This is a genomic window from Microlunatus sp. Gsoil 973 (assembly GCF_009707365.1).
In the GTDB taxonomy this organism is placed as follows: domain Bacteria; phylum Actinomycetota; class Actinomycetes; order Propionibacteriales; family Propionibacteriaceae; genus Microlunatus.
In genome coordinates this window covers 1,097,474-1,112,847 of record NZ_CP046122.1, presented here as the reverse complement: position 1 = coordinate 1,112,847, position 15,374 = coordinate 1,097,474, and the positions used below count along the sequence as shown (strand labels likewise).

Below are 15,374 nucleotides of genomic sequence, written 5' to 3'. Positions count from 1 at the left end.
CGAGCCTGTCACTCCGGTAACTGGCTGACCAGCCCGACCTGGTTGCCCTCCGAGTCGATCACGAAGGCCATCCACTCGGCGGTACCTGCCGGACCCAGCGTGTCGTCGGCATGGTTGAAGATCACGTGCGGCTCGGTGTCGATCGTCACCCCGTCGGCTCGCAGCGTCCGCACCGATTCTTTGACATCGGGCACTTCGAGATAGATCAGTGCTGACGATGCGGCGCGGTCCAGCAGCAGCCGTGTCCGGCCAAGATGAAAGAACACCAGACCCGGTGGGTCGTACGTCGCCGCCGGTGGAGCGCCGAGCACTTTCTGATACCACGCGGTCGCACGTTCGAGATCCTCCGCGTGCTGGGCGATCTGGAGCAGGCGCATGGTCCACCTCCTGTCCGGCACAGCCGGATTGTAGTGAAGCTACTTTCGTAGGGATGCTAACATCCAGCCATGCCGGATCGCCAGACAGCGCAGCAGATCAATTCCGGAGCGATCCACATCCTGCGGGCGCTCCGGGTGGTCGACCGGCGGGCAGGTCTGACCGCTGCGCGATTGTCCGCCCTGTCGGTCCTGGTGTTCGGCGGTCCGCACAGTCTCGGCGGCCTGGCGGCCGCCGAGGACGTCACCAGCCCCACCATGACGCGCATCGTCGACGGGCTGGAACGTGAGGGATTGGCGCGTCGTCGCGCGCTCAGCGGTCCCGGACGGCCGGTTGAGGTCTCCGCCACTGCCCGAGGTCGTCGGCTGATGGAGCGGGCCGCCCGGCGGCGCTTGGACGCGCTGGAGACGGCGATCGATCGGCTGCCGGCCGCCGACCAGCGCAGGCTTCGGGCGGCGGCTCCGGTCCTGGAGCAGCTCGCCGGCCACCTCCGGTCGGAGTGACTGCCGGGACTCGACGCAGGGAGGCAATTTCCGCCCCTGGTCCCGCGCAGGATGCTGGTTCCCATCCCGGTTCCAGCGCGTCGGAAGCTGTGCGGCGTCGGATCGGTGACGGATGATAGGTTCACCGTGCCCAGCAGCCGACCGGAGAAAGACGTGCCAAGCCAGCCTTCGACCGCGCCACCGACCGTGTCCGCCGGGTCAAACCCGACCCGACGCGGCGGCGTACCCGTGGTGATCAGCTGGATCATCACCCGCGCGATCATGCTGATCCTGGCCGCCACCGTCGAACAGGTCGCGACCGGTGACGTCACCTATTACTGGCGCAAGATCGCGGCGCTGGGTGAGGTCGGACTCGCGCAGACCCTGAACGAGTATCCGACCCCGGTCGTCTGGATGCTGTCCATCCCCTACGGCTTGGGAGCAGGCACACATCTGGGCTATCTGATCGCCTTCGTCGGCCTGATGATGCTGCTGGATGCGGCGTTCACCTGGACACTGTGGCGGATGGCCGGGCGGCGGCAGGACGCCGGCGTCACCTTCTGGATCTGGTTCGTCTTCCTGATGGGCCCGCTGTGCTATCTGCGCTTCGACCTCGTGCCGGCCGTGTTGGCCGGGCTCGGCATCGTGGCCTGGCGTCGCCGTCCGGCGGTGACCGGTGTCCTGACCGGTGTGGCGGCGGCGATCAAGCTCTGGCCGGCATTGTTGATCTTTCCTTTCACCGCTGCCCGGCGCGGCCGACGCAGCACCCTGGTCGGATTCCTGGCCGCGGGAGTCGTCCTGGCCCTGATCAGCCTGGTCACCGCCGGTCTCCCCCGCCTGGTCTCCCCCTGACCTGGCAGTCCGATCGTGGATTGCAGATCGAGTCGATCTGGTCGACCGCGTTGATGGTGCTGCGCATCCCGCGCCCCGACACCTGGGTCGTCGGAATGTCCCGCTACCAGGCCTTCGAGGTGTTCGGGCCGGGCGTCGGCGCCTGGCTGGTGATCAGCACGATCGCCACCCTGCTCGGCGTCGTGATCATGACCGCCTTGTACGTCCGTGGCTACCGGACACCGGAGCCGACCAGCGGGACGGTCGGCATGGCGATCCTGGCCACCATCGCGATCATGACGATCACCAACAAGACACTGAGCCCGCAGTATCTGGTCTGGCTCGGCGGCCCGATGGCCGCCCTGTTGATCATGAGATCGAGGGACGCCGGCGGCCGCCCGACGGTGTTCTCGCGATTCGCCATCCAGCTGCTGGTGCTGGCGCTGCTCACCCACCTGGTCTACCCGCTGACCTACACCGGCCTGTACGAGGCGCCGCACGGCGCGATCTTTGTCACCTCGACGATTCTGCTGCTGGTTCGCAACCTGTGCCTGTTGGTCTTCACCGTGTCCGTTGTTGCGGTCGCCTGGCGGGTCACCGGCAGGCGGCCGGATCCCTCAGTGCTGGGTTCGACCGACCCGAGATGAGCCGGGTGGTGATCGGCGCCGACGTCGGCGGAACGTCCACCCGCGTCGCGATCGCCGCTCCGGACGGAACGGTGCTCGGCCTCGCCACCGAGCCGGGCGGCAATCCCAACTCGGTCGGGGTGAAGGTCTCCGCGGATCGGATCCGGACGGCAACGCAGCGGGCGGCCGAACGGGCAGGGATCACCCAGGCCGAGGCGATCGTGATCGGCATGGCCGGTTACAACACCGCCCTCGCCGCCGGTCCCGGCTTTCTCACCGACTGCCTGCCGCTGCAGGTCGCCAGCACACCGCGGATCGTCGCAGACCTGGCGATCGCGTACGCCTCGGGCAGCCCAGCGCCGCACGGTTGCGTAGTGATCGCCGGAACCGGTTCGGGCGCAGCGGAGGTCCGTCACGGCGAGATCGTCAGTCGCCGAGGCGGCTGGGGTTGGCTGCTCGGCGACGAGGGTGCAGGGTTCTGGCTCGGCCGGGAGGCCGTCCGGCATGCGCTGACCGAGGTCGAGCGCGGAGCCGTTCGCAGCGACCTGACCCGGCAGGTCATCCGCCGCCTGGAGATCGACCCGGAGCACGCGATGGAGGGCCTGCTTCGGGCGCCGTACCAGCATCCGCCGATCCGCCTGGCCGAACTCGCGCCCCTGGTTACCGACCTGGTTGACTCCGACCCGGCGGCAGTCACCATTGCAGCACGGTCCGCCGAGCTGCTGGCCGCCCTGGTGCTCGATCTCGACTCGCGTCCCGGTCTGCCGATAGTGCTCACCGGGTCCGTGCTGGGATCGGCGGGTGCCGTCCGGCGGGCGTTCGGCGAGCGGATCGCCGCCGCACTCGGCAGTCTTGTGGTGCCGGCGAACACCGGCCTTGTCGGCGCGCTATGGCTGGCGATCGGCCGACTCGACGATGCACCGGATCCGGCCGTGCACCGCCGGCTGGCAGCGTCCCTGGCGGCACTTTCCGACGCGGTGTGACAACCCGGTTCCGGATCGGTTTCACCGCATCGGCACGACTCGTTCTGGCGCGCCGTACCAGTTACCGTTGTGGTCTCAACCATTCGGTAGCCTAGACGGAGGGCCGCAGGCGTTACGCGGCACCTGGGTACGTGAGAAATCAAGTGGAAGAAGGCGACAGTGGCCCCCGCGCCCGACCCGACAACCGAACACTCCACCAGCAATTCCGCCGGCTCAACCGGCAGTCCCGCAGGCAGCAGTGTGGGCGATGACTTCGGGGCCAACGACTGGCTGATCGAGCAGATGTACGAGCAGTACGTCGAGGATCCGAAGTCGGTCGATCCCGGTTGGGCCCGTTATTTCGCCGAGAACGGCGCGCCAGGGTCGGCCTCTCAGCCCGCTCCAAGCTCCTCGTCTGCCGGCACGGACAGCACGGACAGCACGTCGCGCGTCTCCGAGACGCCCGCTGCGACGGCCGGCCAGTCCACGACACCGGCGAAGAAGGCGGAAGCCACGCAGCAGTCCGCCCCGGTTCAAGAGCCCGCGCATTCGGCACCTGCTGCCCAGACCAGGCCTGCCCCGCAGTCCAGAGTCGAGGCTCGCAAACCCGCCCCGCAGCAGCGTGCGACCGGAGCCGGTCTGCCCGCCGAGGCGCCCAATCCCGCCCAACGGCCGCAGGCCGGGAGTGACGAAGCGGAAAGGGTCTCGCTGCGCGGCGCACCGATGCGTACCGCCAAGAACATGGACGAATCGCTGACGGTGCCCACCGCCACCAGCGTCCGGTCCTTGCCGGTCAAGCTGCTGATCGATCAGCGCATCGTGATCAACAACCATCTGCGCCGGGCCCGAGGTGGCAAGGTCTCCTTCACCCACATCATCGGCTACGCCCTCGTCCAGGCGCTGAAGCAGATTCCGGACATGAACGTCGCCTACGACGTCGTCGACGGCAAGCCGACCCTGATCCGGCCGCAGCACATCAATCTCGGGCTGGCCATCGACCTGCCCCGTCCGGACGGCACCCGGCAGCTCGTCGTGCCCAGCATCAAGAGCGCCGAGGACCTGGACTTCGCCCAGTTCTGGACGGCGTACGAGGACATCGTCAAGCGAGCCCGCGGCAACAAGCTGACCGTGGCCGACTTCGCCGGGACCACCATCTCGCTGACCAACCCGGGCACCATCGGCACCAACCATTCCGTGCCCCGGCTGATGAAGGGCCAGGGAGCGATCATCGGCGTCGGGTCGATGGACTACCCCGCGGAGTTCCAGGGATCGAACCCGGAACGCTTGGCCGGTCTCGGCGTCTCCAAGGTGCTGACCCTCACCTCGACCTACGACCACCGGGTGATCCAGGGTGCTTTGTCGGGTGAGTTCCTGGCCAAGCTGCACAGCCTGCTGCTGGGCGAGGACGGATTCTACGACGAGATCTTCACGTCGCTCCGCATCCCCACTGTGCCGATCCGCTGGGCGGTGGACCGCAGCACCCTGCACGAGGACCAGGTCTCCAAGCAGGCCAGGGTTTTCGAACTGATCAACGCCTACCGGGTGCGTGGCCATCTGATGGCCGACATCGATCCGATCGAGTACCACCTGCGTGATCACCCCGATCTTGACGTGCAGACCCACGAACTGACCCTCTGGGACCTTGATCGCGAGTTCGCCACCGGTGACTTCGCCGACGGTTCCGGACGGATGACCCTGCGCAAGATCCTCGGCATCCTGCGCGATGCGTACTGCCGGACGGTCGGCATCGAGTACATGCACATCCAGGAGCGTGAGCAGCGGCGCTGGATCCAGGCCCGATGGGAGCGACCGCACGAGTCCCTGCCACGCGAGGAGCACCTGCGGATCCTGGACAAGCTCAACGAGGCCGAGGTCTTCGAGACCTTCCTGCAGACCAAGTACGTCGGCCAGAAGCGGTTCAGCCTCGAGGGGGGCGAGTCGGCGATCGCCCTGCTCGACGAGATCTGCGAGCAGGCCGCCGATGATCATCTGGACGAGGTCACCATCGGCATGTCGCACCGCGGCCGGCTGAACGCGCTGGCCAACATCGTCGGCAAGTCCTACAGCCAGATCTTCCGCGAGTTCGAGGGCAACATCGATCCGCGGACCGTCCAGGGCTCCGGCGACGTCAAGTACCACCTGGGCGCGGAGGGCAAGTTCACCTCGCTGGCCGGCAACACGATCAAGACCTCGATGGCGGCGAATCCGAGCCATCTGGAGGCCGTGGACCCGGTGCTCGAGGGCATCGCCCGGGCCAAGCAGGACATCCTGGACCGCGGGCCGGAGTTTCCGGTGCTGCCCGTCCTTGTGCACGGCGACGCCGCGTTCGCCGGGCAGGGTGTGGTTGCCGAGACTTTGAACCTTTCCCAACTGCGCGGTTATCGGACCGGCGGGACCATCCATGTCGTGGTCAACAATCAGGTCGGTTTCACCACCGCGCCGATGGAGGGCCGGTCGTCCACCTACGCCACCGACGTCGCGCGCATGGTGCAGGCGCCGATCCTGCACGTCAACGGCGACGATCCGGAGGCCTGCATCCAGGTCGCACGCCTGGCCTATGACTTCCGCCGGGAGTTCAACAAGGACGTGGTGATCGACCTGGTGTGCTACCGCACTCGGGGACACAACGAGGGCGACGATCCGAGCATCACCCAGCCGCGGATGTACGACCTGATCGCCAGGAAGCGCAGCGTCCGCAAGCTGTACGCGGAGGCGCTGATCGGACGCGGTGACATCACCATCGAGGATGCCGAGAGCGTGCTGACCCGGTTCCAGTCACGGCTGGAGAGCGTCTTCGAGGAGGTACGGCAGGCGACGACCATGCCGGCCGATCTCGAGTACCGCCGGGTGCCGAAGTACCCGGAGAAGACTGCTGCCGGGTACGGCACGGCGATCGATGCCGAGGTGATGAAGCGGATCGCCGATGCGCATCTGAACATCCCCGAAGGCTTCACCGTGCATCCCAAGGTGCTGCCGCAGTTGCAGCGCAGAGCGCAGCATATCGCCGACGGTCCGATCGACTGGGCGACGGCGGAGCTGCTGGCCCTTGGCTCGCTGATGATCGAGGGCCGTACCATCCGGTTGACCGGACAGGACACCCGGCGCGGCACCTTCTCCCAGCGGTTCGCGGCGATCGTCGACCGTAAGACCGCCGATGTCTGGATCCCGCTGGCCCATCTCGACCCGGACCAGGGGAAGTTCCACGTCTTCAACTCCCTGCTCAGCGAGTACGCCGCCATGGGCTTCGAGTACGGCTACTCGGTGGCACGTCCGGAGGCGCTGGTCCTCTGGGAGGCCCAGTACGGCGACTTCTCCAACGGTGCGCAGACGATCATCGACGAGTTCATCACGTCGGGCTACTCCAAGTGGGGCCAGAAGTCCGGGGTGGTGCTGCTGCTCCCGCACGGCTACGAGGGACAGGGATCCGACCACTCCTCGGCCAGGATCGAGCGCTGGTTGCAGCTGGCCGCCGACGACGCGTTCGTCGTGGCGCAGCCGTCCACCGCTGCCAGCCACTTCCATCTGCTCCGGGTTCACGCGCACAGCTCGAACCACAGGCCGCTGATCATCATGACGCCGAAGCGGATGTTGCGGATGAAGGCCGCCGCCTCGGATCCGAGCGACTTCACCGAGGGCAGGTGGCAGCCGGTGCTCGGGGACCCGTCGATCACCCGGCCGGAGAAGGTGCGCCGGATGATCCTGACCAGCGGCATGGCCCGCTGGGACCTGATGGCCGAGCGGGACAAGCGGGGGCTCGGCGAGGAGATCGCTGTCGTTTCCCTGGAGCGCTACTACCCGTTGCCCGCGGAGCAGATCGCGGCCGAGCTGGCCAAGTATCCGAACCTGCAGGAGTTCTACTGGACGCAGTACGAGCCGCAGAACCAGGGCGTCTGGCCGTTCCTGGCGCTGAACCTGCCGGGCGCCCTCGCCGAACTCGGAGTCGACCGTCCGCTCGTACCGGTCACCCGGCCGGCGGCGTCGGCCCCGGCGACGGGTTCGCACAAGGTGCACGAGCAGGAGCAGAAGCAGCTGATGGCGGCCGCGCTCGGCTGAACGGGGCTGAGAATGTACTTCACCGACCGCGGCATCGAGGAGCTTGAGTCCAGGCGTGGCGACGAGGAGGTCACCGTCGCCTGGATTGCCGAGCAGTTGCGTACCTTCGTCGACCTCAACCCTGAGTTCGAGACGCCGATCGAACGCTTCGCGACCTGGCTGGCGCGTGAGGACGACGACTTCGAGTAGCCCCGCCGGCCGGCGGGCCGGCCGGCCCACGATCGTCCGTCGCACCGATGTCGCAAGGTCAAACGTTGACCCAGCTGCTCCCCGGAGGGCGGTTTCACGACCGCACGATCAAACTTTGACCTTGCGCAATACGCGCGAACGGAACGCACGAGCCGGCGCCATCGCTACGGGCTGCCTCGACGGCAATACCCGATGATCATCACCGGTCGGTGCTCTCCCTGATGATCAACCGGAAGTCGACGTCGGGCTGATGGGCCTGATCGTCCCTCGCGGTGGGGTTCGTCGGATGATCATGTGCCGCCAGCAGGGCGGCGACGGCCCGGCGGGCGATCTGGTCACGGTCGGGCATGATCGTTGTCAAGGACGGGCTGGCCACTTCGCCGTACGGGATGGCGTCGAATCCGACGACCGCGATGTCCTGCGGTACGCGGAGGCCATGCCGGTGGATCGCCCGGATCGCGCCGAGCGCGAGCCAGTCGGTGGCGCAGAACACGCCGTCCGGCGGCGGCACGTCGCTGTCCAGGATCGCGGCCAGCTGCTGCTCCCCCTCGATCCCCGCGGTGCTGCGGGTCGGCCTGACCAGGTACGGCTCGACCGGCAGGGCGGCGCGTTTCATCGCCTGCCGGAAACCCTGGTACCGCGGGTTGTCCCTGCGTCGGGTGGCTCCGACCATGGCGATCCGTCGGCAGCCGATGTCGATCAGGTGTTGGGTGGCCTGCGCCGCCGCGGCGACGTTGTCGATCGCGATGTGCGGCGCGCCGGCGTTGACGACGTGCTCACCCAACAGCACCAGGGGGGTCGGGTCGGTGCGTTCTTGGATCTCCGCGGCGGTCAGCGCTACCGGACTGAAGATCAGCCCGTCGATCCGGCGCGCCAGATGACCGGCGATCACCTGCCGCTCGAGTTCGGGATCGCCGTCGGTCTGTTCGATCAGCACCTCCCAGCCGACCGCCCGCGCGGCCTGCAGGATCCGTCCGGACAGTGCCGCGAAATACGGGAAGTCCAACCGTGGTACGACCAGGGCGATCAGACCCGCCCGCCCGCGAGCAAGGTTGCGGGCGGCGAGGTTCGGCCGGTAGCCCAGCGCGTCGACGGCGGCAAGGACCCGGCGTCGGGTGGCTGCCGAGACGTGCTGGTAGCCGTTGATCACATTGGACACGGTCTTCATCGACACGCCTGCGTGATCCGCGACGTCCTGCAACCGGGGCCTCATCACGTCCGGAGCCTAGTGCCGAAGTCAGCCGGCCAGGCTCTTCCTGGCCCCCTCGACGAAGCCGGCCGCCGCCTTGGCCGGGTTCGACTTCCCGAACCCGACGTCCTCGTTGAGCCGGGCGAAACTCTGCAGCAGGTCGCCGTAGCCCTTCGGCCAGGCGCCGGGTGGTGGCCCCACCCGGTCCTTGATCCTCTCGACGTAGCCGATCGCCTTTCCCTCCGCAGATTTCGGATCGGACCCCAGGGCCCGCCGAGCCGCCTCAGAGGGTGGCACGCCGAGATTCAGACCGATCGCCTTGATCGCAGCGGGATCGTTGATCAGAAAGTCGACGAGGGCGACTGAGGCGTCGATGTTCCTGCTCTGCGCCGAGATCGACCAGAAGTCGAGTGCCTTGATGAACTGCCCCTCGACCGAGCCGGCCTTGGCCGACGGCAGCGCGGCGATGTCGACAGACGCGTCGATCAGCGGCGCGTAGAAGGTGATCTGTTGGACCCAGCCGAAGGTCAGTGGCGCCCGTCCCTTGGTCATCAGATTGGTGTCGAAGTCACCGGCCTCGGCCGAGACATCCAGCGGCGGGGCTGCCTTGGCCCTCCGCAGGCCGTCCCAGTAGCCCAACCACTCCTCGACGACGTCGGCCGGCACCGCCAACGCCTTGCCGTCGGCGCTGAACAGATCGTGGCCGTGCTGCCGGGCGAACGGCTCGAAGATCTGCAGGTTCCCGCCGGCATCGGTGGTGCCGTAGGTGCCGGAGCCGGCCTCGGACGCGAAGCCCTTGGCCCACTCGGCGAAGCTGTCCCAGGTCCAGTCTGCCGGCGGTGCGTCGACCTTGGCCTTCTCCCAGAGCTCCGGGCGGGTGAACACCGCGTGGGAGATCGAACTCTGTCCGATCCCGTACGTCTGGTCGGCGATCTTGCCGCTGGAGGCCACATCCTTGTCCAGCTCGCTGATCTTGATGCCGGAGCCGATCTTGTCGGTCAGGTCGAGCAATGCCCCGCGTTGGGCGTAGTCGGCGAAGTAGCTCATCGACATCCGCAACACGTCGGGGGCGTTCCGTCCGGCGACCTGGGTGGACAGTTTGCTCCAGTAGTCGCCGAAGGGTGTGAGTTCCGGAGTGATCGTGACGCCCTGGTGCTTGGTTGTGTAGGTGTCGAAGGCCTGTTTCAGGCCGGCAAGCACCGGGTCTCCGCCGTAGAACGCCGCCCGTATCGTTGCCTTCGTCGTCGAGCCTTTGCTGCCCGACGCGCCCGAGCAGCCCACCAGCGCGGCCGCCAGTCCTGCCGAACCGATCCCCAAGAAGGATCGCCGGGTCCATCCTGATCGTGGTGATGCCATGTTCGTCCTGTCGTCGGTGATCATTCGCGGTCTGCCACCGGGGCGGATCCGTTACCGGAATCGCCGTTGGATGGCCGTGGTGCCCAGCGCCAGTTGTGCGGCACGGATTTGGGGCGATAGACGCCGGTCGGCAGGTCGTCGGTGATCCTGATCATCCAGTGGATCAGCGATGCCGACAGCTGCTCTCGGACCTCTCCGTGGTCCGGGTCGTCGTAGAGATTGATCAGCTCGGCCGGGTCGGCCTCCAGGTCGTACAGTTCGCCGACGCCGTCCACGTCCATGATCAACTTGTACGCACCCTGTCGGATCATCCGCTGCCCGCCGCTCTGGGTGACGCTGTTCAGCTCGTCGAAGGTCGGCCCCGGGTAATCGAAGTGCAGCGGTGGCCGTTCCTCCGCGCCGTAGGGCACCCCGCCGTACCCGAGCTCGGCGATGATGCTTTCGAACTCTCGTCCCGGCGCCGGGTCACCGGCCAGCAGCGGCGCGAGGCTGCGGCCCTGGACGCCGGGCGGGATCTCCGCCCCGATCAGCTCACAAACGGTCGGCAGCAGATCGACCATCGACACCGGCTCGGTTCTGCGTTGTCCGGCGGTGATGTCGGGACCGGTGAGCTGGAACGGGATCCTGGTCAGCGCGTCGGGCAGTCCGGCACCCTTGCGCTGCAGGCCGTAGTCACCGAGATAGTCGCCATGATCGCTGACGAAGATCACGATCGTGTCCCGCAGACGGTCGCCAAGATGACCCAGCAGGCGGCCGATCTGATCATCGATCAACCGAAGCATGCCCAGATAGTTGGCACGATAGCGACGCCACTGGTCGTCATATCCCGGTCGCTTCTCCTCGACAAGCTCGCGCAGCCAGCGATAGTCGCCCGCCTTCCGGCCGATCGCCTCCGGCCCGACCAGTCGCGGCGGCACCTGGTCCTCGGGCACCAGGCCGAAGTACGGCTCCGGAACCTGGTACGGATTGTGCGGTTCCGGGAAGGACACCCACCACAACGATGGATCCGCACTGTCCGGGTCGATCTGTTCGATCGCGTCGGACACGATGCGGTAGGGCAACTGTGCCTCGACCCCGTACGGGCTTGGCCGCTCTGAGACGCCATGATCAAGGTCGTCGAGCCACCGGTCGAAGGCGACCTGATCATCGGTTCGCTCCGGGCCGGAGGTGTGCCAGTACGGCCCGGCGTAGCTGTCGAAGTCGTCGGGACCGCGATGCATGTGCGGTTTCCCGGCGAAGTGCAGCCGATAGCCCTGATCACGCAGCACATCCAGCAGATCGCGGTCGAAGTAGGCGTGCCGGGCGGTGCTGTTCTGCCGGACCCGATGTGCTGTCGGGAACCGCCCGGTGAGCAGGCTGGTGCGCGCCGGGACGCAGGCCGGATAGCTGGTGTAGGCGACGTCGAAGGCAGTGCCCTGCTCCGCCAGCCGGTCGAGGAACGGCATGGTGTCGACGGGGCAACCGGTGCGTCGGGTCAAGCCGACCCGATGCTGATCGGTCATGATCAGCAGGATCGACGGCGGGTGGTTCCGGTTCGTGCTCACACGCCTCCGTCAGGGCCGGGTTTCCAGCGCTGTAAATTACAGCGCTGAAGATGCTAGCCGCGGTTCGGGACGGTGTCCAGGTGTCGGATCTACCGACGCCGGGGATGGGTTGCCGGGTACCGATGCACCCTCAAGGTCAGCGCCTGCGGTCAGCCGCGGTAGCGGTAGCGCTCCAGTGATTCCGGACGCATCTCGGTGCTGGCGCCGGGCGTGCGCGGCGCCAGATAGCGGCCGCGGGCGAATTCCAGCGGCTCCACGAAATGCTCGTGCAGGTGGTCGACGTACTCGACCATCCGGCCGTCGAGCTGCTGCGACACCGCCGCATAGTCGAAGAAGGCCAGGTGGCGTACGGCCTGGCAGAGGCCGACCCCACCGCCGTGCGGCACGACCGGGACGCCGAACTTGGCCGCCAGCAGGAGGATGGCGATGTTCTCGTTGACTCCGGCGACGCGGGTCGCATCGATCTGCACCACACCGACCGCGTCCGCTTGGAGCAGCTGCTTGAAGATCACCCGGTTGGCCGCATGTTCGCCGGTGGCGACCTTGATCGGCGCGACCGCCCGGGCGATCGCCGCGTGCCCGAGGATGTCGTCGGGGCTGGTCGGTTCTTCGATCCAGGTCAGGTCGTACGGGGCCAACTCCCGCATCCAGTCGATCGCGGCACCGACATCCCAGCGTTGATTGGCATCGACGGCGATCCGGATGTCGTCGCCAACCGCCCGGCGGGCGATCTGCAGCCTGCGCTTGTCCTCGCCGAGATCGGCACCGACCTTGAGTTTGACCTGCTCGAACCCGTCCGCGACGGCCTGCCGGCACAGCGTGTCCAGCAGTTCGTCGCTGTAGCCGAGCCATCCGGGACCGGTCGTGTAACCCGGGTAGCCCTCGGCCTGCAGGGCGGCGATCCGGTCCGCGCGGGTCGGTTCTGCGGTCTTGAGGATGTCCAGCGCCTCGTCCGGCGTGAGCGCATCGGTCAGGTAACGGAAGTCGACCAGGGAGATCAGCTCATCGGGGCTGAGCCCGGCCAGATGCAGCCAGAGCGGCTGGCCGGCCCGTTTCGCCCGAAGGTCCCACAACGCGTTGACCACTGCTCCGATGGCCATGTGGACGACACCCTTCTCGGGGCCGAGCCAACGCAGCGGCGAGTCGTGCACCAGCCGGCGCCAGGTGTCGCCCATATCGGACAGCAGGCTGTCCACGTCGGCGTCGGCGATCATCCGGACGACCGATTCGATGGCAGCCACCTGGATGTCGTTGCCGCGACCGATGGTGAAGGTGAACCCGTGGCCGGAGCCGATCTCGGTGTCCAGCCGGAGATAGGCGGCCGAATAGTCGGGGTCGGGATTCATCGCGTCCGAACCCGCCAACGTCTCGTGGGTGGGGAAGCGGACGTCAACGGTCCGTACGGACTGAATGCGGGTCATGGTCTCCGGCCTGGTTCCGATGCGTTGTGGGCAGTAAACATCGGATCTTTGGCCTGTGTCAATCGGCGCGGCCGATCTCCTGTCGACGCGTCGCCGGTCGGCGGTCAGGCCGTGGTGATGACCAACTTCCCGAAGCCGGCGCCGGACTCCAGCCGCCGGAAGGCGTCGCGGGCATCGGCCAGCGGGGTGCGGCTGTCGATCACCGGCCGGAGCCCGGTGGCCACCAGCAGCCCGACCAGGTCCTGCAACTCCTCCCTGGTGCCCATGGTCGAGCCGATCACTCGCAGCGGCCGGAAGAAGATCCTGGTCAACTCCGCCCTGGCTGGTTCGGCACCGGAGGTGGTGCCGCAGAGCACCACCGTGCCGCCGGGGCGCAACGCGTTGATGGAATGCGACCAGGTGGCCGCACCGACCGACTCCATGACGGCGTCGACCCGCTCCGGCAGCCGGGCGCCGCTCGGAAACCAGGCGTGGGCGCCGAGGCCAACGGCGCGCTCGCCCCGCTCCGGCGACCGCGACGTCACCCAGACCTGCAGCCCGGCGTGCCGCGCCAGCAGCACCAGCGCGGTCGCGACGCCACCCCCGGCGCCCTGCACCAGCACAGTCTGCCCCGGGCGCAGCCCGGACTGGACGAACAACATCCGATACGCGGTCAACCAGGCGGTCGGCAGGCAGGCTGCCTCGGCGAATTCCAATTCGGCCGGCTTGACCACCAGATTCCGGCGCGGTACCCGGACCCGCTCGGCCAGGGTCCCGGGATACCGCTCGGAGAGCAGGGTGCGACGCGGGTCGCAGGTGGTGTCCTGACCGGCGTATCCGGGGTCGTTGATCACGCTGTGGACGATCACTTCCGAACCGTCCGGAGCGATACCGGCAGCGTCACAACCCAGCACCATCGGCACCGCCTCCGACGGCAGCCCGACACCCCGCAGCGAGAACAGGTCGTGGTGGTTCAGCGCGGCTGCGCGCACCTCGATCTCCACCCAGTCATCGGGTGTTTGTGCCCCTCCCGGTGTGGCCGCGATGTCGATCTCCCCCACCGCGAGGGCATCCAGCGGCCGGTCGGGGTCGATCCTGGCGGCGTAGGCAGCGAGCATGCGCTCACTGTAGGGACCCGTGAAAGGATGGCCTGCGTGGATCAGCTTCAACGGCTCCGCGACCGGAGCACCCGACTGTTCGGCCACCAACCAGCAGGCGTCTGGGCCGCGCCCGGCAGGGTGAATCTGATCGGCGAACACACCGACTACAACGACGGTTTCGTGATGCCGTTCGCGCTGGCCGAGCAGACGCTGGTCGCCGCGACGCCGGTCGACGACGACCGCTGGACGGTGCATTCGACCACCATCGGTGACGGCGAGACCGTGCAGTTCGGCCCGCAGGATCTGGTGCCCGGGATGGCGGGTTGGCAGGCGTACGTGGCAGGGATCGTCTGGGCGCTCCGCGCGGCCGGCCATCGCGTCGGCGGCGCGGAACTGATGATCTCCTCGACCGTTCCGGTCGGTGCCGGCCTATCGTCCTCGGCCGCCCTGGAGTGCTCGGTGCTGACCGCGTTGGTCGACCTGTATGAGTTGCCCATCGATCCGCTGGACCGCGCGATCCTGGCGCGTCGTTGCGAGAACGAGTTCGTCGGCGCACCGACCGGTCTGATGGACCAGGCGGCCTCGACACTGTGTTCGGCCGGGCACGCGTTGTTCTTCGACTGCCGTAGCTATCACCACCAGCAGGTGCCGCTCGGGCTCTCGGACGCGGGGCTGGAGCTGCTGGTCCTCGACACCCGCACGCCGCATGCCCATGTGGATGGGGAGTACGCCGACCGCCGCCGGATCTGTGAGGAGGCCGCCGGACTGCTGGGCGTGGCTGCGCTGCGGGATGTGGCGGACGCTGGTGGGGCACTGGCCCGATTGTCCGACCCGGTGATGCGCCGCCGTGTGCGGCACGTCCTCACCGAGAACCAGCGGGTGCTCGACGCCCGGGCGGTGATGTCTGATGGGGACCGGACCGCCCAGCAGCGGTTCGCCGCCCTCGCGCCGCTGCTCGACGCCTCCCATGCCTCCATGCGGGACGACTTCGAGATCACCGTGCCGACGGTGGACCTGGCGGTCGAGACCGCCCGCGAATCCGGGGCGATCGGCGCTCGGATGACGGGCGGCGGCTTCGGCGGTTGCATCATCGCGCTGGTACCGGAGGGCACCGGCGACGCGGTGGCGGACAAGATCGCCGACGCGTTCGCCGCCGCCGGCTTCGGCGCTCCGGCACATTTCCTCGGCAGACCGTCCGCCGGTGCGCGAAGAGCTTAGAAATTCTCCTCAACGGGCGCTCCTGTAGCACCATTGCGGCAACGTAGTA

Annotated in this window: 13 protein-coding genes; 7 read left to right on the top strand and 6 right to left on the bottom strand. The window is 67.8% G+C overall.

Annotated elements, in window-relative coordinates; genetic code table 11:
- Positions 1-8 precede the first annotated feature (8 nt).
- A complete protein-coding gene (locus GJV80_RS05225) occupies positions 9-398 on the bottom strand; it encodes a VOC family protein (RefSeq protein WP_230208154.1) in 390 nt (129 codons plus the stop codon).
- A 48-nt stretch (positions 399-446) separates the two neighbouring features.
- On the opposite strand from GJV80_RS05225, the gene GJV80_RS05220 reads away from it, so the two are divergent.
- From GJV80_RS05220 to GJV80_RS23135, 6 genes are all read left to right on the top strand, one after another.
- Entirely contained in the window at positions 447-878 is a 432-nt protein-coding gene (locus GJV80_RS05220) for a MarR family winged helix-turn-helix transcriptional regulator (RefSeq protein WP_154686980.1), read from the top strand.
- Between the two features lie 153 nt (positions 879-1,031).
- Positions 1,032-1,709, top strand: a complete 678-nt coding sequence (locus tag GJV80_RS05215; protein ID WP_195909171.1) for a glycosyltransferase 87 family protein — start codon at positions 1,032-1,034, stop codon at positions 1,707-1,709.
- Between the two features lie 20 nt (positions 1,710-1,729).
- Positions 1,730-2,335 carry a hypothetical protein gene (locus GJV80_RS05210; protein ID WP_154686978.1) on the top strand — a complete coding sequence of 202 codons (606 nt, stop codon included), beginning with the start codon at positions 1,730-1,732 and terminating at the stop codon, positions 2,333-2,335.
- On the top strand, positions 2,332-3,297 hold the full coding sequence (locus GJV80_RS05205; protein WP_154686977.1) for an N-acetylglucosamine kinase: 966 nt from the start codon (positions 2,332-2,334) through the stop codon (positions 3,295-3,297). Before GJV80_RS05210 ends, GJV80_RS05205 begins: the two co-directional genes overlap by 4 nt.
- Before the next feature lie 240 nt (positions 3,298-3,537).
- Positions 3,538-7,329, top strand: a complete 3,792-nt coding sequence (locus GJV80_RS05200) for a multifunctional oxoglutarate decarboxylase/oxoglutarate dehydrogenase thiamine pyrophosphate-binding subunit/dihydrolipoyllysine-residue succinyltransferase subunit (RefSeq protein WP_230208153.1) — start codon at positions 3,538-3,540, stop codon at positions 7,327-7,329.
- A 12-nt stretch (positions 7,330-7,341) separates the two neighbouring features.
- Positions 7,342-7,518, top strand: a complete 177-nt coding sequence (locus tag GJV80_RS23135) for a DUF6104 family protein (protein ID WP_195909170.1) — start codon at positions 7,342-7,344, stop codon at positions 7,516-7,518.
- A gap of 199 nt (positions 7,519-7,717) precedes the next feature.
- Here the strand turns inward: GJV80_RS23135 and GJV80_RS05195 are convergent, their stop codons facing one another.
- From GJV80_RS05195 to GJV80_RS05175, 5 genes are all read right to left on the bottom strand, one after another.
- Positions 7,718-8,731: a LacI family DNA-binding transcriptional regulator gene (locus tag GJV80_RS05195; RefSeq protein WP_195909324.1), complete on the bottom strand. Its 1,014-nt coding sequence runs from the start codon at positions 8,729-8,731 to the stop codon at positions 7,718-7,720.
- 24 nt (positions 8,732-8,755) lie between these two features.
- Positions 8,756-10,063, bottom strand: a complete 1,308-nt coding sequence (locus GJV80_RS05190) for an ABC transporter substrate-binding protein (RefSeq protein WP_195909169.1) — start codon at positions 10,061-10,063, stop codon at positions 8,756-8,758.
- Between the two features lie 20 nt (positions 10,064-10,083).
- Positions 10,084-11,607: a sulfatase-like hydrolase/transferase gene (locus GJV80_RS05185; protein WP_230208151.1), complete on the bottom strand. Its 1,524-nt coding sequence runs from the start codon at positions 11,605-11,607 to the stop codon at positions 10,084-10,086.
- 149 nt (positions 11,608-11,756) lie between these two features.
- Complete coding sequence (locus GJV80_RS05180) at positions 11,757-13,028, bottom strand: enolase C-terminal domain-like protein (protein WP_154686973.1); 1,272 nt, start codon at positions 13,026-13,028, stop codon at positions 11,757-11,759.
- Positions 13,029-13,132: 104 nt separating this feature from the next.
- Positions 13,133-14,125 carry a zinc-binding dehydrogenase gene (locus GJV80_RS05175; RefSeq protein ID WP_154686972.1) on the bottom strand — a complete coding sequence of 331 codons (993 nt, stop codon included), beginning with the start codon at positions 14,123-14,125 and terminating at the stop codon, positions 13,133-13,135.
- Positions 14,126-14,161: 36 nt separating this feature from the next.
- Between GJV80_RS05175 and galK the strand changes: the two genes are divergently transcribed.
- Positions 14,162-15,325, top strand: a complete 1,164-nt coding sequence (gene galK, locus GJV80_RS05170; protein ID WP_230208150.1) for a galactokinase — start codon at positions 14,162-14,164, stop codon at positions 15,323-15,325.
- Positions 15,326-15,374: the final 49 nt, after the last annotated feature.